The organism is Nonomuraea sp. NPDC003754, assembly GCF_053605785.1.
On record NZ_JBSGJX010000036.1, the window covers coordinates 23,889 to 38,731 of the forward strand.

The window sequence follows — 14,843 nt, forward strand, 5'->3', positions numbered from 1 at the left end:
GGCTCGCGCTGGAGACGAGCCTGCCGGGGAGCGGGTGGACCTCGCTCGGGAAGGGGCCCTGGGCCTGCCTGACCGGCGGGCCGCCTGACGTGCGCGTCACGCGGCCCGGTGCGGGATCAGTGGGTGCGGTCGAGCAGGGAGGTGCACAGGGCGCGCAGCTCCGTGGCCGAGGGGAAGGCACGGTCGAGGATGTCGAGCGCCCGCGAGGCGTGGTCGGCGGCCATGGTGAGGGTCATCGTCCGGCCGCCCGCCGCGTCGATGAGGTCGGCGGCCAGCCGTATCGTGTCCTCGTCGTCGGCGCCGCAGGCCAGCAGCGCCGACAGCTCGCGGCCCGCGGTGGAGTCCGAGGCGAGCGCGGCCAGCACGGGCAGCGTCTTCTTCCTGCGCCGCAGGTCGCCGAAGACGGGTTTGCCGGTGTGCGCGGGGTCGCCCCAGATGCCGAGCACGTCGTCCACCATCTGGAAGGCCAGGCCCAGCTCGAGGCCCATGTCGTGCATCCGCCGGGCCATCGGTTCGGGCGCGCCCGCGAGGGTGACGCCGAGAGCGGCGGCGCAGGCCAGCAGCGAGCCCGTCTTGTCGGCGGCCATGCCCGTGTACTCGGCCACGCTCACCGCGTCCTGGCCGGTCCACGGTCGTTCCTCGAAGGCCATGTCGTGCGTCTGCCCGTGCACCAGCCGTACCAGGGCCGCCGACAGCCATTCCGTGGTGGCGGCGGCGTGCGGGCCGGTCGCCACTGCCCTGATCGCCAGGGCCAGCAGCGCGTCACCGGCCAGGATGGCGGGGCCCACGCCGTAGGCCTTCCACACGGCCGGCTTGTGCCTGCGGCGCTCGTCGCTGTCGATGATGTCGTCATGGACGAGCGAGAAGGCGTGCACGAGCTCCACGGCGACAGCGCCCGGCACGGCGGTCTCCAACGTGCCGCCCGCGGCCTGCGCGCACAGCATCGCCAAGGCGGGTCGCAGCCCCTTGCCCGCGTCGCCGCGGATGGGTGTGCCGTCGATGTCGGACCAGCCCAGGGAGAAGGCGGCCATTCGCTCGCCCCACGGGTGCAGGTCGGCCACCGCCGCGCGCATGGCGGGTTCCAGCAGCTCCCGGCAGCGGGCGAGGATCTCGGCAGGAAGGGCGTACTCAGCCATGGATCCTCCGATGCACCGGCAGGAGGCCATCAATCGCCATGAAACTCCAACCTCCATAAGTAACGGCAGTCATGCGATACTCCGCGCGAACAATCATGAAGTATGCGAAGTGGGCGGAAAACGTCGACTGGCCGCCCGGCCCTCGAGGGCTCGTCGCCCCTTGCCGGACGTGGAGGTCGAAACCATCACTGGGCGGATCTTCGCGGTGGATATCTCTGGGTTTGTGCCAGCTTATGGCACCCCGTTCACCTCTGGCCTCGCCGCCCCTGGGGAGGGGATCTCGCGGGGCGGTTCGCGCGATGTGCGAGCTCTTCCGCTTGGTCGGGGTATGTCCGGCTGGGGGCGACGAGCTCGTAGGGCAGGGCCGACCCTGCCCGCCATGCCCCGCTTGCGTTGCATGGCCGACGCTGCTGCGCCGACTGGGGCGACCTTGCCGGCCGGGCGGGGCCGATGCTGCCGGGCCCGATGACGTAGGCGCCGCCGCCAGGTCGCGGGTCGAGAGCGTCTCGGGGTCGGGTGGGACTGGTCGAGGGTGGTCGGCGTCTCGGGTCGGGCGGGCTGAGGGTGGGGTGGCGTCTCGGGTCGGGTGGGCTGAGGGTGGGACGGGGTTCGGGTCCGGTGGACTGGTCGAGGGTGGGCCGCTCGGGTCGGGTGGGGCACGTGCGGGTGGGCTGGGCGGCGGGGTGGGCGGGCTGACGGTGGGTGGTGTCCCGGTTCGAGTAGGGCGGGCTGACGGTGGGTGGTGTCCCGGTTCGAGTGGGGAGGGCTTGACGGTGGGTGGTGTCGCGGTTCGAGTGGGGCGGGCCAGGGTGGGGTGCTGTTCCGGGTCGTGTGGGACCGGCTGAAGGTAGCGGTGCCCGCGGCTCTGCTGGGCAGGCCCGAACGCTTCGGGGCGGGATGGCCGAGCATCATGGCCGCTGCCGGCGCAGGGGACCACCGGGGAGAGCGCCGGCGGCGATGCGTCCCGGAAGGTCCCGCAACGGTAGGCGGCGCGATGGTGGCCGGGCACAGCCGCCGAACCAGGGACGTGCGAGAGAGAGCGCTCCCGGTGCTCCTGGGGAGGGGGCGACCTGAGGGGCGGCGTGCTGATACGATCTTGAATTGGTGCGCTACTAAATACCATTAAATGCGGTAATTGAGACTTTTACAGATTGTTGCAGCTTGAGTGAAAAATGTGGCGTTGCTAGGGTATCTGGAGTGGTGAGGCGCCGGGTGCGTGATCGTCCTGTGGTAAAAAACGTCTCGCTCGCGCACGTGCGTGGCGCGCGGTCGCGAGCAGAGGCTCTGTCCACTCCGCGCGCCGCCTTCCCCCCCGCCCCCGCCCCCGCCACGCCGCGCGACGGTGCGCACCTGCCCCGGGCCGCCGTTCCGCCCCCGACTCGCATCCGGGCTCGAGGCGCCGCGCCCGTCACCGAGGAGGCCATGTCACCGCAGGAGCAGCACGACCACGGAATGCGCGCGATCATGGGCGCGTTCCGGTCGGGTACCCGTCCGGGCCGGACGCAGGCGGCCAAGCTGACCGAGGGAGAGGCGTGAGAGCAGGCCATACAACCGATCTGAACTGGCTTCTCGACGATCTGGCGGACCGCGTCGGGGAGGTGGAGCACGCCATCGTGCTCTCCTCGGACGGCCTGCTCATGGCCTCGTCGAGGGACCTGGACAGAACCGAGGGCGAGCACCTGTCGGCCGTCGCCTCAGGGCTGCAGAGCCTGGCCAAGGGCGTCAGCGAGCACGTCGGCGGGGGAGCCGTGCGCCAGACGGTCGTGGAGTGGCGCTCCCGCTATCTCATCGTGACCGTCGCAGGCGAGGGCGCGTGCCTGGCCGTGCTGTGCCTGCAGGACTCCGACATCGGGCTGGTCGCCTACGAGATGGCCATGCTCGTGGCCAGGGTCGGCCAGTACCTGACCTCTCCCGCGAGAGGAGAGGCGGCGCGATGACGGAGGAGGAGTGGGTCGACCCCGAGATCGTCAGACCGTATGTGGTGACGCGCGGCCGTACCGAACCCGTGAGGGGCTCCTTCGACCTGATCTCGCTGGCCGTCGCGGCAGGCGAACCGCCGGGGCCGGGCGCGGGCCTCGACCCCGAGCACCTGTCGATCGCCAGGCTGTGCCGCGAGCCGGTCTCCGTGGCGGAGATCGCCGCCGCCCTCGACCTGCCGGCGGGCACGATCCGTGTCCTGCTGGGTGACCTGTTCGACCAGGGGTTCGTCACCGTGCAAGATCCTCAACCCGAGGTGGACATGCAAGACGAGAGAATGTACAGGGCGGTGCTCGATGGTCTTCGGTCGCTCTGATCGGCGGCGGCTGCCGACCGCTGTCAAGATCCTCATCGCCGGCGGCTTCGGTGCGGGCAAGACGACCATGGTCGGCTCGGTCTCCGAGACCAGGCCGCTGCGCACCGAGGAGACGCTCACCGACCGTTCCACGGGCGTCGACGACACCTTCGGCGTGGAGGCCAAGCGCACCACGACCGTCGCCATGGACTTCGGCCGCATCACCATGGGCGACGACTACATGCTCTACCTGTTCGGCACGCCGGGGCAGGAGCGGTTCTGGTTCGTGTGGGACGAGCTGGCGCTGGGCGCGCTCGGCGCGGTCATCCTGGCCGACACCCGCCGCCTGGCCGACTGCTTCCCCTCCGTCGACTACTTCGAACGGCGCGGCACGCCGTTCGTGGTCGCCGTCAACTGCTTCGAGAGCGCGCCCGTCTACGAGCTGGCCGAGGTACGGCTGGCGCTCGGCCTCGACCCGTCGATCCCGATCGTGCTGTGCGACGCCCGCAAGCGCGACTCCAGCCGCGAGGTGCTCATCACACTGGTCGAGCATGCGATGAAGCTGCGCGCCCCCGTCGGGACCACGCCGTGACCATCTCCCGCTATTTTTGATCGGATGGAGGAGATCGACCGCCGGATCGTCACGCTCCTGGCCAGAGACGGCCGGATGAGCTTCACCGACCTGGCCAGGGAGACCGGACTGTCCGTCTCGGCGGTGCACCAGCGGGTCCGCCGCCTGGAGAAGCGCGGCGTCGTGCGCGGCTACACCGCGCTGGTCGACCACGACGCCATCGGGCTGCCGCTGACCGCGTTCGTGTCGATCAAACCGATCGACCCGGCCGCGCCGGACGACGCCCCCGAGCGGCTGGCCCATCTGAGCGCCATCGAGGCCTGCCACAGCGTGGCGGGGGAGGAGAGCTACATCCTCAAGGTGCGCGTCGCCTCCCCGATCGCGCTGGAGGAGCTGCTGCAGCACATCCGCGCCTCCGCGAACGTCTCCACGCGCACGACGGTGGTGCTCAGCACGCCGTACGAGCATCGCCCGCCGGAGCTGGAGGAGACCTGACGGCCGCCGGGGGCGGCGCGGGAGCGGGCGTCGCGGGTCAGGCGCCGAAGACGGGCAGCAGCCTGCGCAGCTCCTCCTCGCCGATCTGCCGCCCGTAGGCCGCCCGTTCGAAGGTCTCGGCGTGCCGGACGGCCGCGGCGTGGCCGGCGCCGTAGCGCTCCTGCAGCGCGGGGCGCGCCGCCTCCGGGGCGGCCACGAACCGCGCCCAGTGCTCGGCCACGAACGCGCGTCCCGCCGCGGTGTCGCCCGCCGCGGGCGCCTGGTCGGCGAAACCGCGCTGCCATGGCGCGTACTCCAGGAACTGCGAGGCGTGCGCCAGGCAGCCGTCCAGTTTGGCCTCCAGCACCTCGTCGACGTCCACGGCGATCTCGTGCCGGTGGAAGGCGGCCGCGGCGTAGTCGGTCATGACCAGGCAGAGCGGCGGGCGCGGCAGCGGCGGCCCGCCCGCGGCCACGTTCCTGTTGGTGACGAAGGCGACGGCGTCCTCCACCAGGCGCCCGGCCGCGCGGTTGTCGGGGTGGCCGGGACCGTGGCCGTGGAGGGCGATCACGACGTCGGCGCGCCAGCCGCGGATGGCCGCGATCACCCTGGCGCGGGTCGCGACGGTGGCCTCCAGCTCGCCGTCGTGGGTGTCCCACACGTCGTAGGCGATCACGCCGAGCGCGTCGGCGGCGCGCCATGCCTCCTGCGCCCTGCGCGCCGCCAGCGGCGCCCGGTCCATCTCGTGGTGACCGGCGTCGCCGTTGGTCAGCGTCAGGAACTTCACCGCGTGCCCCGCCCTGGCCAGCAGCGCGGCCGTGCCTCCCGCGTAGATCTCGGGCTCGTCGGGGTGTGCGCCGACGACCAGGGTGCGCAACATGCTGCCTCCGGGTAAACCGTCTGGATACTTTCCAGACGGTTAGCCTAGAGGGTGCCGCCGTAGTGCCCGCGCAGGCGGGCCTTGGCCGCCTCGCCCGCACCGAGCAGGTCCAGCCCGTTCAGCGCGGCGCCGACGATCGGCGGCAGGTCGGAGACCACGAGCTTGGCCTGCGGCGCCCGCGCCGCGAACCGCTCGTCGAGCAGCTCGCTCAGCATCGGGTCACGCGCGCGCAGCACGCCGCCGCCGAGCACCACCTCCGTCGGCGTCTCCAGCAGCTCCAGGCGGCGCAGGCAGACCTCGGCCATCACCACGATCTCCTCGGCCTGCCGCTCGACCAGCGACCTGGCGATCGCGTCGCCGGCCGCGGCCACCCGGAACAGCCCCGGCGTCAGCCCGTGCAGGCTGAGCTGCTCCAGGTCGCCGAGGTGCAGCCCGAGCACCACCTCCTCGACCGTGGACGTGCCGTAGTGCTCCTTGACCAGGGAGGCCAGCTCCGTGGGCGCGCCCCTGCCGTCCTCGGCCCGCGCGGCGTACCACAGCGCCTCCTCGGCCAGACCGAGCCCGCCGCCCCAGTCGCCGCTGATCTTGCCGAGGGCGGGGAAGCGGGCGACCTGGCCCGTGGGCGAGATGCCCACCGCGTTGATCCCGGCGCCGCACACCACCGCCACGCCCCAGGGGCCCGACGCCCCGGCGCGCAGCAGGGCGAAGGTGTCGTTGCCGACCACGACCTCACCGGCGAAGGAGCGCGCGGCGAACTCGTCGCTCAGCGTCTCCTCCTCCGCCGGCAGGTCGGCCCCCGCCAGGTAGGCGGCCAGCAGATCGGCGTACGGCGGCCCCTGCGACGGGCCGAGGGCCTGCCGTACGGTCTCCTCCACGACGTCGGCGGCCGCGCTCACACCCGCGCTCTGCGGCAGGAACGCCCCGCCGCGGCCGGTGGCCAGGACGGTGCCGTCCTCGGCCACGAGCGCCACGTCCGTCTTGCTGTTGCCGCCGTCGACCGCGAGCACGGTCCTCACGACACCACCCACGGCAGGTGCGCCCGGTTGGCCTCGAGCAGCAGGCGGGTCAGCTCGCCCGCGACGGCCTCCTGGCCGACCAGCGGGTGGGCCAGCAGCGCGTTGCGGACCCTGTCCTCGCCGCCGCGCAGGGCGGCCTCCAGGGCCAGGCTCTCGTAGGCCGACACGGCCGCGATCAGGCCCGCGTACAGCGGCTCCACCGCCGGCATCGGCAGCGGTACGGCTCCCGCCGCCCCGATCGTGGCGGGCACCTCGATGACCGCCTCGTCGGGCAGGAACGGCAGCGTCCCCCCGTTGCGCACGTTGACGACCTGGGCGTCGCGCCGGTCGCCGAGCAGCGAGGCGACGAGCGCCACGGCCGCCTCGGAGTAGAACGCGCCGCCCCGCCGCTCCAGCAGCTCGGGCTTGGTGTCGACGGCGGGGTCGGCATACAGCCGGAGCAGCTCGGCCTCCATCGCGGCCACCTCGGCGGCCCGCGAGGGTTTGGCCCGTTGCTCCTCGACCACCAGGTCGTGGGCGTAGAAGTAGCGCAGGTAGTAGGAGGGCACCACGCCCAGCCGGCGCACCAGCTCGACCGGCAGCCTGAGGTCGTCGGCGATCTCCTGCCCGTGCCGGGCCAGCAGCGCGGGCAGCACGTCGGCGCCGTCGACCAGGATGGAGCGCTCCCATGTCAGGTGGTTGAGCCCGACGTGACCGAGCGACACCCGCTCAGGCGCGACGCCGAGGTATCCGGCGAAGCGCCGCTGGAAGCCGATGGCGACGTTGCACAGCCCGATCGCGCGGTGCCCGGCGTCGAGCAGCGCGCGCGTCACGATCCCGACGGGATTGGTGAAGTCGACGATCCACGCCTCGGGCGCGTGGCGGCGCACCTGCTCGGCCAGCTCGAGCACCACCGGCACGGTGCGCAGCGCCTTGGCCAGGCCGCCCGCGCCGGTGGTCTCCTGGCCCACGCAGCCGCACCGCAGCGGCAGGGTCTCGTCGACCTCCCGCGCGGCCTGCCCGCCCACGCGCAGCTGGAACAGCACGGCCTGCGCGCCGGCCACGCCCTCGCTGACGGAGGAGGTGGCGGTCACCGTCGCCGGGTGCCCCTCGCGGGCCAGCATCCTGCGCGAGACCCCCGCGACCAGCTCCAGGCGGGCGACGTCCGGATCGACGAGCGCGATCTCGGTGAGCGGCAGCTCGTCGCGCAGCCGGGCGAAACCGTCGATCAGCTCCGGTGTGTACGTCGAGCCGCCCCCGACAACGGCGAGTTTCAACCCTTCACTCCTGTCAATGTGACGCCCTCGATGAAGACTCTCTGGGCGAAGAAGAACACGATGATCACCGGCATGGTCACCAGGAGGGTGGCGGCCATGGTCAGGTTCCACTGCACGCTGTGGAAGGCCTTGAACGTCGCCAGGCCGAGAGACAGTGTCCAGTTGTCCTGGTTGATGCCGGTGTAGAGCAGCGGGCCGTAGTAGTCGTTCCAGCAGTAGAAGAACTGGAACAGCGCCACCGCGGCGATCGCGGGCCTGGCCATGGGCAGGATCACCCTGACCAGCGTGCGGAGGTCCGAGCAGCCGTCGACCCTGGCCGCGTCGGTGTAGTCACGCGGGATCGTGATGAGGAACTGCCGCAGCAGGAAGATGGAGAAGGCGTCGCCCAGCAGCATCGGCAGGATGAGCGGCCACAGCGTGTCGGTGAGCCCGACCCTGGCCCACACCAGGTAGATCGGCACCGCGACGACCTGCGGCGGCAGCATCATCGTGGCGATCACCAGCAGGAAGGCCAGCCGCCTGCCGCGGAAGCGGAACCTGGCCAGCGCGTAGGCCACCGGCACCGACGACAGCAGCATGAACAGCGTCCCGAGCCCGGCGTACATGAGCGTGTTGAGCGTCCAGCCCAGCAGGTGCGAGCGGGCGAAGACGTCGGCGAAGTTGGACCAGGCGAACGACTCGGGCCACAGGTTGCCGGTCAGCGCCTGCTCGTCGCTCATCAGCGCGGTCAGGCCCACCAGCACGAGCGGCCCCAGGAACATCACCGCCAGCGCCACCGCGATCGCGTGGGTGGCGATCCAGCTCAGCGCCTTGCGCCGGCCGGCCCGCACCCGCGCCGGCCGTATCGTCCCGGCCGGCTGCCGGGCGGTCAGCGTGGTGCTCACGAGAGGACCTCCTCGGCCTTGCGGAACTGGCGCAGCAGGATCAGGGTGAAGATCATGGACGTGCCGAACAGCACCAGCGCGAGCACCGAGGCGTAGCCCATGCTGAAGTCGCGGAAGCCCACGTGGAACAGCCACTGCGGCAGCGTCAGCAGCGACTGCTCGGGATAGCCGGGGGTGAACGTGCTGCCGGCCGAGTCGGTGGCGCCCGAGGCGACCCTGGAGGCGATCATCGCCTGCGTGAAGTACTGCAGGGCGTAGATGACGGCGGTGACGGCCGAGAACATCAGCACCGGCGAGATCGTCGGCAGCGTGATGCTGCGGAACTGCCGCCAGGAGCCGGCGCCGTCGATCGCCGCCGCCTCGTACAGGTGCCTGGGCACGTCGAGCAGCGCCGCCAGGAAGATCACCATGGTGTTGCCGCAGCCCCAGAGGGCCAGCATGGTGAGGCTCGGCTTGGACCACGACGGGTCGCCGAACCAGTCGGGGCCGCTGATCCCGATCCACGACAGGATCTGGTTCGTCGGGCCGAGCGGGTTCAGCAGGAAGACGAACGCCACCGTGCCCGCCACCATCGGCACCAGCGTCGGCAGGTAGAAGACGGTGCGGAAGAAGCCCGCCCCCGCCTTCACCTTGGTGAGCAACTGGGCGACGGCCAGCGAGAAGAGCACCTGCGCGGGCACCATGAAGACGACCAGCCACAGCGTGTTCTTGGCCGAGATCCACACCCGCTCGTCCTGCAGGAGGTAGCGCCAGTTGTCCAGGCCTGCCCACTTCAGCGTGAACAGGTCGTAGTCGGTGAAGGAGAAGTACACGACAGAGATCAGCGGGTAGACGAAGAAGATCGAGAAGCCCGCGATCCACGGGGAGAGCCACAGGAGGGCGCGCAGGCCCTCCCGCCGCTTCGGCCTGGCTCTCATCCGCCTGACAGCTTCAGCTTGTCGTTGATGCGCTTGTCGACGCCCTTCAGCCCGGCGTCGAGGTCCGTGACCGCGCCCTTCTCCCAGCTGGTCAGGAAGGTGGAGAAGGCGTCCTGGTTGAAGACGCTGTTGACCGACGCGGGCAGCGTGCTGGTCTTCGGGTGGGCGAAGATGCCGAGGAAGGTCTTGAAGTTGGCGTCGGCCGCCAGCCGCGGCGACTCCATCGCCGCCTTGGTGGTCGGCACGTTGCGCAGCGCGTTGGATAGCGTCACCAGACTGTCGGTGTCGGTGGTGAGGTGCTTGATCAGCTCCCAGGCGTGCTGCGGGTTCTTGGCGCCCTTCGGCACGCCGATCACGGTGCCGGCGGTGAAGCCGCTGCCGTACAGCTCGGGCTTGTCGTCGGCGACGGGCAGCGGGGCCGTGCCGTAGTCGAGCGACTTGGCCTTGGAGTCGTTGGCGATCATGGCGTTGCGCCACTCGCCGTCGAGGATCATCGCGACCTGGCCCTTGAAGAACGGGTGAGCCGAGCCCCACTCGTCGCCGAGGCTGCGCCGGAACTTCTCGAGGTTGGCGTAGCCGTACCAGTCGACCAGTTCCTTCTGCCAGGTCAGCAGCTGCTTCCAGGCGGGATCGGTGCCGATGGCCGAGGTGCCGTCCTCGTTGTACCACTTCGCGCCGACCATCGGGCCGAGGTGGGAGGGGGAGTTCTCGTAGTACTGGAAGCTGGGGACGAAGCCGGCCACCTTGATGGTGCCGTCGGCGTTCCTGACGGTCAGCTCCTTGGTGAGCCTGGTCAGCTCCGACAGCGTCCTGGGCGGCTCGTTGCCCTTCATGAGGGCCTTGTTGTAGTAGAGGCCGTAGGCGTCGGCCAGCAGCGGCATCGTGCAGCGCCTGCCCCCGAACTCGGTGTAGGAGCGCGAGGCCTCCGGCAGCACGGTCAGGTCGATGCCGTCCTGCTTGATGACCGGCGTGAGGTCCTGGAAGGCGCCGGTCTTGCACCACAGGGCCACGTTGTCGGTGGTGAAGGAGGCGGCCACGTCGGGCGCCTTGCCGCTGCGGATGGCCTGGGTGATCTGGTCGTCCTGGACGGCCTTGGTGACCTTGACGGTGATCTGCGGGAACTTCTTGTTGAAGCCGGCGATCGCCTCGTCGAAGGCCTTGACCTCGGCGTCGGTCTGGAACCCGTGCCAGAGCTCGATGGTGGCCGGGGGAAGTGCCTGCGAGGCGGCGCCCGAGGGCTTCGGCTGGGCGCCGAGCGAGGGCGGCGCCTCCTTGCCCGCCGTACACGCGGTCAGCGCGAGAGCGGTGAGCCCTGCGGCCGCAACTGGGACGAAACGCACTGGGGGGTGCCTCCCTGCTTCTCTGCGGTAGGAACGGTGGAGCTGCTTCTATGCGGTGGGAACGGTGGAGCTGAAGACCTCTTCACGTGTGGTGTCGAGGGCGAGGTCGAGGGCGCCGGCCAGCACCGGGTTGCCCTCGACGCTCGACAGCCGTACGGCGGGGCGGGGGATGGTCAGCGCGTGCAGCTCGTGCTCGATGAGCTCGCGCAGCGTCTCGCCGCCGGCCAGCACGATGCCGCCGGTCATCACGATGAGCCCGGGGTCGAGCACGCTGGTGATGGCCGCCAGGCCCACGGCCAGGCGGGCGGCGATGTCGCGCAGGCCCGCGCGGGCGTCGTCGGCCTTCTTGCCGGTGCCGGCGGCCGCGCGCACCGCCGCCGTGACGGCCTGCCGGAAGTCGGTGCCGCGCACGCCGTACGAGCGCAGCAGCCTGAGCACGGCGGGGCCGCCGGTGAGCGCCTGGTAGCCGTGGTTGGCGTAGTGTCCCGCCTCGCGCGCGGTCGGCGCGCCGGGGGCGGGCATGTAACCGACCTCGCCCGCGCCGCCCGTCGCCCCGCGGTGCATCCGCCCGCCGAGCACGACGGCCGAGCCGATGCCCTCGTCGGCCCACAGCAGTACGAAGTCCTGGTGGTCGCGCGCGGCCCCGTGGGCCTGCTCGGCCACGGCCACCAGGTTGACGTTGTTCTCCACGTCGACGGGCACGCCGAGGCCCGCGTTGAGGGTCGGCACCAGGTTGGGGATCTGCCAGCCCGGCATGTCCTTGGCGGTGGCGTAGCCGAGGCGGCCCGTGGTGGGGTCGATCGCGGCCTGGACGCCGATGACGACCCTGCGCAGCGGTCCCGGCGAGCCGGCCCCCTCGAGGGCGGCGCGCAGCCGGTCGATGAGGCTGTCGGCGGGGCGGCGGGAGGTGGGCAGGACGTGCGAGCCGACGATCTCACCGGTGATGTCGGCGACGCGGGCCTCGATGCGGTCGGGGGCGACGTCGAGCGCGGCCACGTACGCCGCGGCCGGGTTGATCCGGTACAGCTCGGCCGTACGGCCCGGCAGACCCTCCCTGATGCCGTCGAGCACCACGAGGCCGGCCTCCTGCAGCCGTGACAGCAGCTGCGAGGCGGTCGGCTTGGACAGCCCGGTGAGCGTGCCGATCTCGGGCCTGGTCAGCGGCCCGCGGTCCAGCAACGCCTGGAGCGCGGCGCGGTCGTTGATCGCGCGCAACAGGCTGGGAGTTCCAGGAACCGGACCGCTCACGCGTTGTCACCCCATTGGAGTTAGGAAACTTTCCTAACTCACAATGGACGTGAAGAAGCCATACAGTCAAGCGGTGAGATGAAGACGTGATGTCAGCGGCTCAACGGACCTGATAAGGTAGCGATTTGTTGCCACAACAGTAAGAAAGGCCCGGAGCGTCCCATTACTACCAACATTAACGGTACGGCCATGACTCGTCAAACCGAGGTGGCCAGAGAGCAGGAGTACGTCTCCCGGCTGTACGGACGTCTGGACGTCCTCCGCGAGCGAACGCAGCAGCAGCTCAAGGACGTGCTGGCAACCGGGGCGGTCGGCACCCAGCAGAACAGGTCCGAACGCGACTCCTTCGCGGGCATGTACGCCGCCAGGCTGGCCCGGCTGTGGGCGGTCGAGCGGGGCCTGGTCTTCGGCCGGCTCGACCACGTCGAGGAGGGCCGCCTCTACATCGGCAAGCTCGGCCTGAGCGACGACGAGCAGGACCGGATGCTGATCGACTGGCGCGCCCCCGTCGCCCAGCCCTTCTACCGGGCGACCCCCACCTCCCCGATGGGCGTGACGCGCCGGCGCCACCTGCAGACGCGCGGCCGCACGGTGGTCGGCGTCGACGACGACCTGCTCGACCTCGACGGCCTCAGCGACGACGACCGGGCCACGCTGAACGGCGAGGCCGCCCTGCTGGCCGCCCTCGACGAGAAGCGCACCGGACGGATGCGCGACATCGTGGCCACCATCCAGGCCGAGCAGGACCGCGTCATCCGCGCCGACCTCAACGGGGTGCTGGTGGTCCAGGGCGGGCCGGGCACCGGCAAGACCGTCGTCGCCCTGCACCGGGCCGCCTACCTGCTCTACACCCACCGCGAGCGGCTCGAACGGCGCGGCGTGCTCATTCTCGGCCCCGGCCTGACCTTCCTGCGCTACATCGAGCAGGTGCTGCCCTCGCTCGGCGAGACCGACGTGCTGCTGTCGACGGTCGGCGAGCTCTTCCCCGGCGTCAGCGCCACCGCCAGGGAGCGGCCCGAGGTCGCCGCCGTCAAGGGGGACGTGCGGATGGCCGAGGTCATCGCGCGTGCCGTCCGCGACCGGCAGCGGGTGCCGCGCCAGCCGATCGAGCTGCCTCTCGGCCGCCAGACGCTCACCCTCGACCAGCGCATGCTGGACAACGCCAGGAACAAGGCGATCCGCTCGCGGCGCAGCCACAACCAGGCGCGCGCGGTGTTCGTCCGCACGATCCTCAACGCGCTGGCCAGGCAGCTGGCCAAGAAGCTCGGCAAGGGCCTCATCGACGACGACGAACTGGCCGACCTGCGCGAGGACCTGCGCACCGAGCCCGTGGTCAAGAGCGCGCTCAACCGGCTGTGGCCCTACCTGACCCCGCAGCGGCTGCTGCTCGGCCTGTACGGCTCGGCCGAACGCCTCGACTACGCCGCCGCCGGCCTCAGCCGTGAGGAACGCGCCCTGCTGCGCCGCTCGTCCACCGAGTGGACCGAGTCGGACGTGCCGCTGCTCGACGAGGCCGCCGAACTGCTCGGCGAGATCGACGAGCAGGTGCTGCGCGCCAGCGCCCTGCAGGCGGAGGAGGAGCTGGCCGCCGCCCGCGCCGCCCAGGAGAGCGAGCGGGAGGCCGAGCTCGCCTACGCGCGCGAGGTGCTCGAGCTGACCGGGCTGTCCGACGTCATGGACGCCGAGCGGCTGGCCGAGCGCCAGCGCGGCGACCAGCCGTACCTGACGACGGCCGAGCGGGCCGCCGCCGACCGCACCTGGGCCTACGGCCACGTGATCGTCGACGAGGCGCAGGAACTGTCGCCGATGGCGTGGCGGGCGGTCATGCGGCGCTGCCCCACCAGGTCGATGACCATCGTCGGCGACATCGCCCAGACCGGCTCCAGCGCCGGCGCCCGCTCGTGGGGCCAGGTGCTCGACCCGTATGTCGCGGGCCGCTGGCGGGAGGAGACCCTCACCATCAACTACCGCACCCCCGTGGAGCTGATGGAGGTCGCCTCGCGGGTGCTGGCCACCATCGACCCCGCGCTGCGCGCTCCCACCTCCGTGCGGGACAGCGGCGCGCGGCCGTGGTCCGCGCCGCTGTCCGACCTGCCCGAGCTGGCGCGCCAGGAGGCCGGCGACGGCGGCAGGGTCGCCGTGCTCGCCCCCGACGCGCTGCTGGACAAGGTGGCCGAGATGGCCGGCGGCGCCACCGGCAGGGACGCGCTCGACGCCGCCGTGGCCGTGCTCGGCGTCACCGAGGCCAAGGGCCTGGAGTTCGACTCGGTGATCGTCGCCGAGCCCGGCCAGATCCTCGGCCAGTCGCCGCGCGGCGCCAGCGACCTGTACGTGGCGCTCACGCGGGCCACCCAGCGCCTCGGCGTCGTCCACGAGGGCCCGCTGCCCGAGCCGCTTCGCGGACTCGCGGGGAGATGAGCGCATTAGACTGAGCTCGCCGAGCATGTCCTAGCTGCGAAAACTTGAGGTTTCCGCTGATCGGGACACGGTTGACATCTGAGTTGGAGTCGGTAGTTTGCTGCCCAGTCCAGCACGGGACTTGGCCGGTTGGCCGTCTCTGACATCGTCGGACCCTGCGTCCGTGACGGAGCGTGACTCCGTCCATACAGCCAGGTGCAGGGCCGTCGGTCCGTCGAGTCGGGGCACCCCAACCGGGCGGGGGGTTGGACCCGGGACGGGCCCGGTCGCCCAGTAGACAACGGAACCCCGCGCTCGCCGCCGACGAGACGGATCCGGTCCGAAGGGTTTCCGGGCCCTCTTCCCGCTCCCGTGTGCTCGGATCACACCGCTAGCGGGTGATCCCATGGCATCCGTCTGCCACGGGATCACCCTGCCAGTGCCTTCCTTTG

At 71.4% G+C, this 14,843-nt stretch carries 13 protein-coding genes; 5 read left to right on the forward strand and 8 right to left on the reverse strand.

The window, feature by feature from the left end:
* Positions 1 to 116: 116 nt before the first annotated feature.
* On the reverse strand, positions 117 to 1,136 hold the full coding sequence (locus tag ACWEVS_RS34195) for a polyprenyl synthetase family protein (RefSeq protein WP_452554822.1): 1,020 nt from the start codon (positions 1,134 to 1,136) through the stop codon (positions 117 to 119).
* Between the two features lie 1,532 nt (positions 1,137 to 2,668).
* On the opposite strand from ACWEVS_RS34195, the gene ACWEVS_RS34200 reads away from it, so the two are divergent.
* The 4 genes from ACWEVS_RS34200 to ACWEVS_RS34215 are packed head-to-tail and all read left to right on the forward strand — an operon-like array spanning position 2,669 to position 4,474.
* A complete protein-coding gene (locus ACWEVS_RS34200) occupies positions 2,669 to 3,073 on the forward strand; it encodes a roadblock/LC7 domain-containing protein (protein ID WP_354906951.1) in 405 nt (134 codons plus the stop codon).
* Positions 3,070 to 3,429 (forward strand): DUF742 domain-containing protein, encoded by a 360-nt coding sequence (locus ACWEVS_RS34205; protein WP_354906950.1) that lies wholly within the window; start codon positions 3,070 to 3,072, stop codon positions 3,427 to 3,429. Before ACWEVS_RS34200 ends, ACWEVS_RS34205 begins: the two co-directional genes overlap by 4 nt.
* Entirely contained in the window at positions 3,410 to 4,000 is a 591-nt protein-coding gene (locus tag ACWEVS_RS34210) for a GTP-binding protein (RefSeq protein WP_354906949.1), read from the forward strand. Before ACWEVS_RS34205 ends, ACWEVS_RS34210 begins: the two co-directional genes overlap by 20 nt.
* Before the next feature lie 24 nt (positions 4,001 to 4,024).
* Positions 4,025 to 4,474 (forward strand): Lrp/AsnC family transcriptional regulator, encoded by a 450-nt coding sequence (locus ACWEVS_RS34215; protein WP_354906948.1) that lies wholly within the window; start codon positions 4,025 to 4,027, stop codon positions 4,472 to 4,474.
* Positions 4,475 to 4,511: 37 nt separating this feature from the next.
* On the opposite strand, the gene ACWEVS_RS34220 is transcribed toward ACWEVS_RS34215, so the two are convergent.
* Genes ACWEVS_RS34220 through ACWEVS_RS34250 form a run of 7 tightly spaced genes read right to left on the reverse strand, consistent with a single transcriptional unit; the run spans position 4,512 to position 11,994 of the window.
* The gene (locus ACWEVS_RS34220) at positions 4,512 to 5,333 is read right to left on the reverse strand and encodes a PIG-L deacetylase family protein (protein ID WP_449925322.1); all 822 of its coding nucleotides are present in this window, start codon (positions 5,331 to 5,333) and stop codon (positions 4,512 to 4,514) included.
* 44 nt (positions 5,334 to 5,377) lie between these two features.
* Positions 5,378 to 6,349 carry an N-acetylglucosamine kinase gene (locus ACWEVS_RS34225; RefSeq protein ID WP_452554824.1) on the reverse strand — a complete coding sequence of 324 codons (972 nt, stop codon included), beginning with the start codon at positions 6,347 to 6,349 and terminating at the stop codon, positions 5,378 to 5,380.
* Entirely contained in the window at positions 6,346 to 7,605 is a 1,260-nt protein-coding gene (locus ACWEVS_RS34230; RefSeq protein WP_452554826.1) for a 6-phospho-beta-glucosidase, read from the reverse strand. The genes ACWEVS_RS34225 and ACWEVS_RS34230 overlap by 4 nt, the downstream gene beginning before the upstream one ends.
* Complete coding sequence (locus ACWEVS_RS34235; protein WP_449925314.1) at positions 7,602 to 8,489, reverse strand: carbohydrate ABC transporter permease; 888 nt, start codon at positions 8,487 to 8,489, stop codon at positions 7,602 to 7,604. Before ACWEVS_RS34235 ends, ACWEVS_RS34230 begins: the two co-directional genes overlap by 4 nt.
* Positions 8,486 to 9,406, reverse strand: a complete 921-nt coding sequence (locus ACWEVS_RS34240; RefSeq protein WP_449925311.1) for a carbohydrate ABC transporter permease — start codon at positions 9,404 to 9,406, stop codon at positions 8,486 to 8,488. The genes ACWEVS_RS34235 and ACWEVS_RS34240 overlap by 4 nt, the downstream gene beginning before the upstream one ends.
* Positions 9,403 to 10,746 carry an extracellular solute-binding protein gene (locus tag ACWEVS_RS34245; RefSeq protein WP_449925308.1) on the reverse strand — a complete coding sequence of 448 codons (1,344 nt, stop codon included), beginning with the start codon at positions 10,744 to 10,746 and terminating at the stop codon, positions 9,403 to 9,405. The genes ACWEVS_RS34240 and ACWEVS_RS34245 overlap by 4 nt, the downstream gene beginning before the upstream one ends.
* Positions 10,747 to 10,794: 48 nt before the next feature.
* On the reverse strand, positions 10,795 to 11,994 hold the full coding sequence (locus tag ACWEVS_RS34250) for an ROK family transcriptional regulator (RefSeq protein ID WP_354906941.1): 1,200 nt from the start codon (positions 11,992 to 11,994) through the stop codon (positions 10,795 to 10,797).
* Positions 11,995 to 12,183: 189 nt separating this feature from the next.
* Between ACWEVS_RS34250 and ACWEVS_RS34255 the strand changes: the two genes are divergently transcribed.
* Positions 12,184 to 14,412 (forward strand): HelD family protein, encoded by a 2,229-nt coding sequence (locus ACWEVS_RS34255; RefSeq protein ID WP_452554828.1) that lies wholly within the window; start codon positions 12,184 to 12,186, stop codon positions 14,410 to 14,412.
* The last annotated feature ends 431 nt before the right edge of the window (positions 14,413 to 14,843 follow it).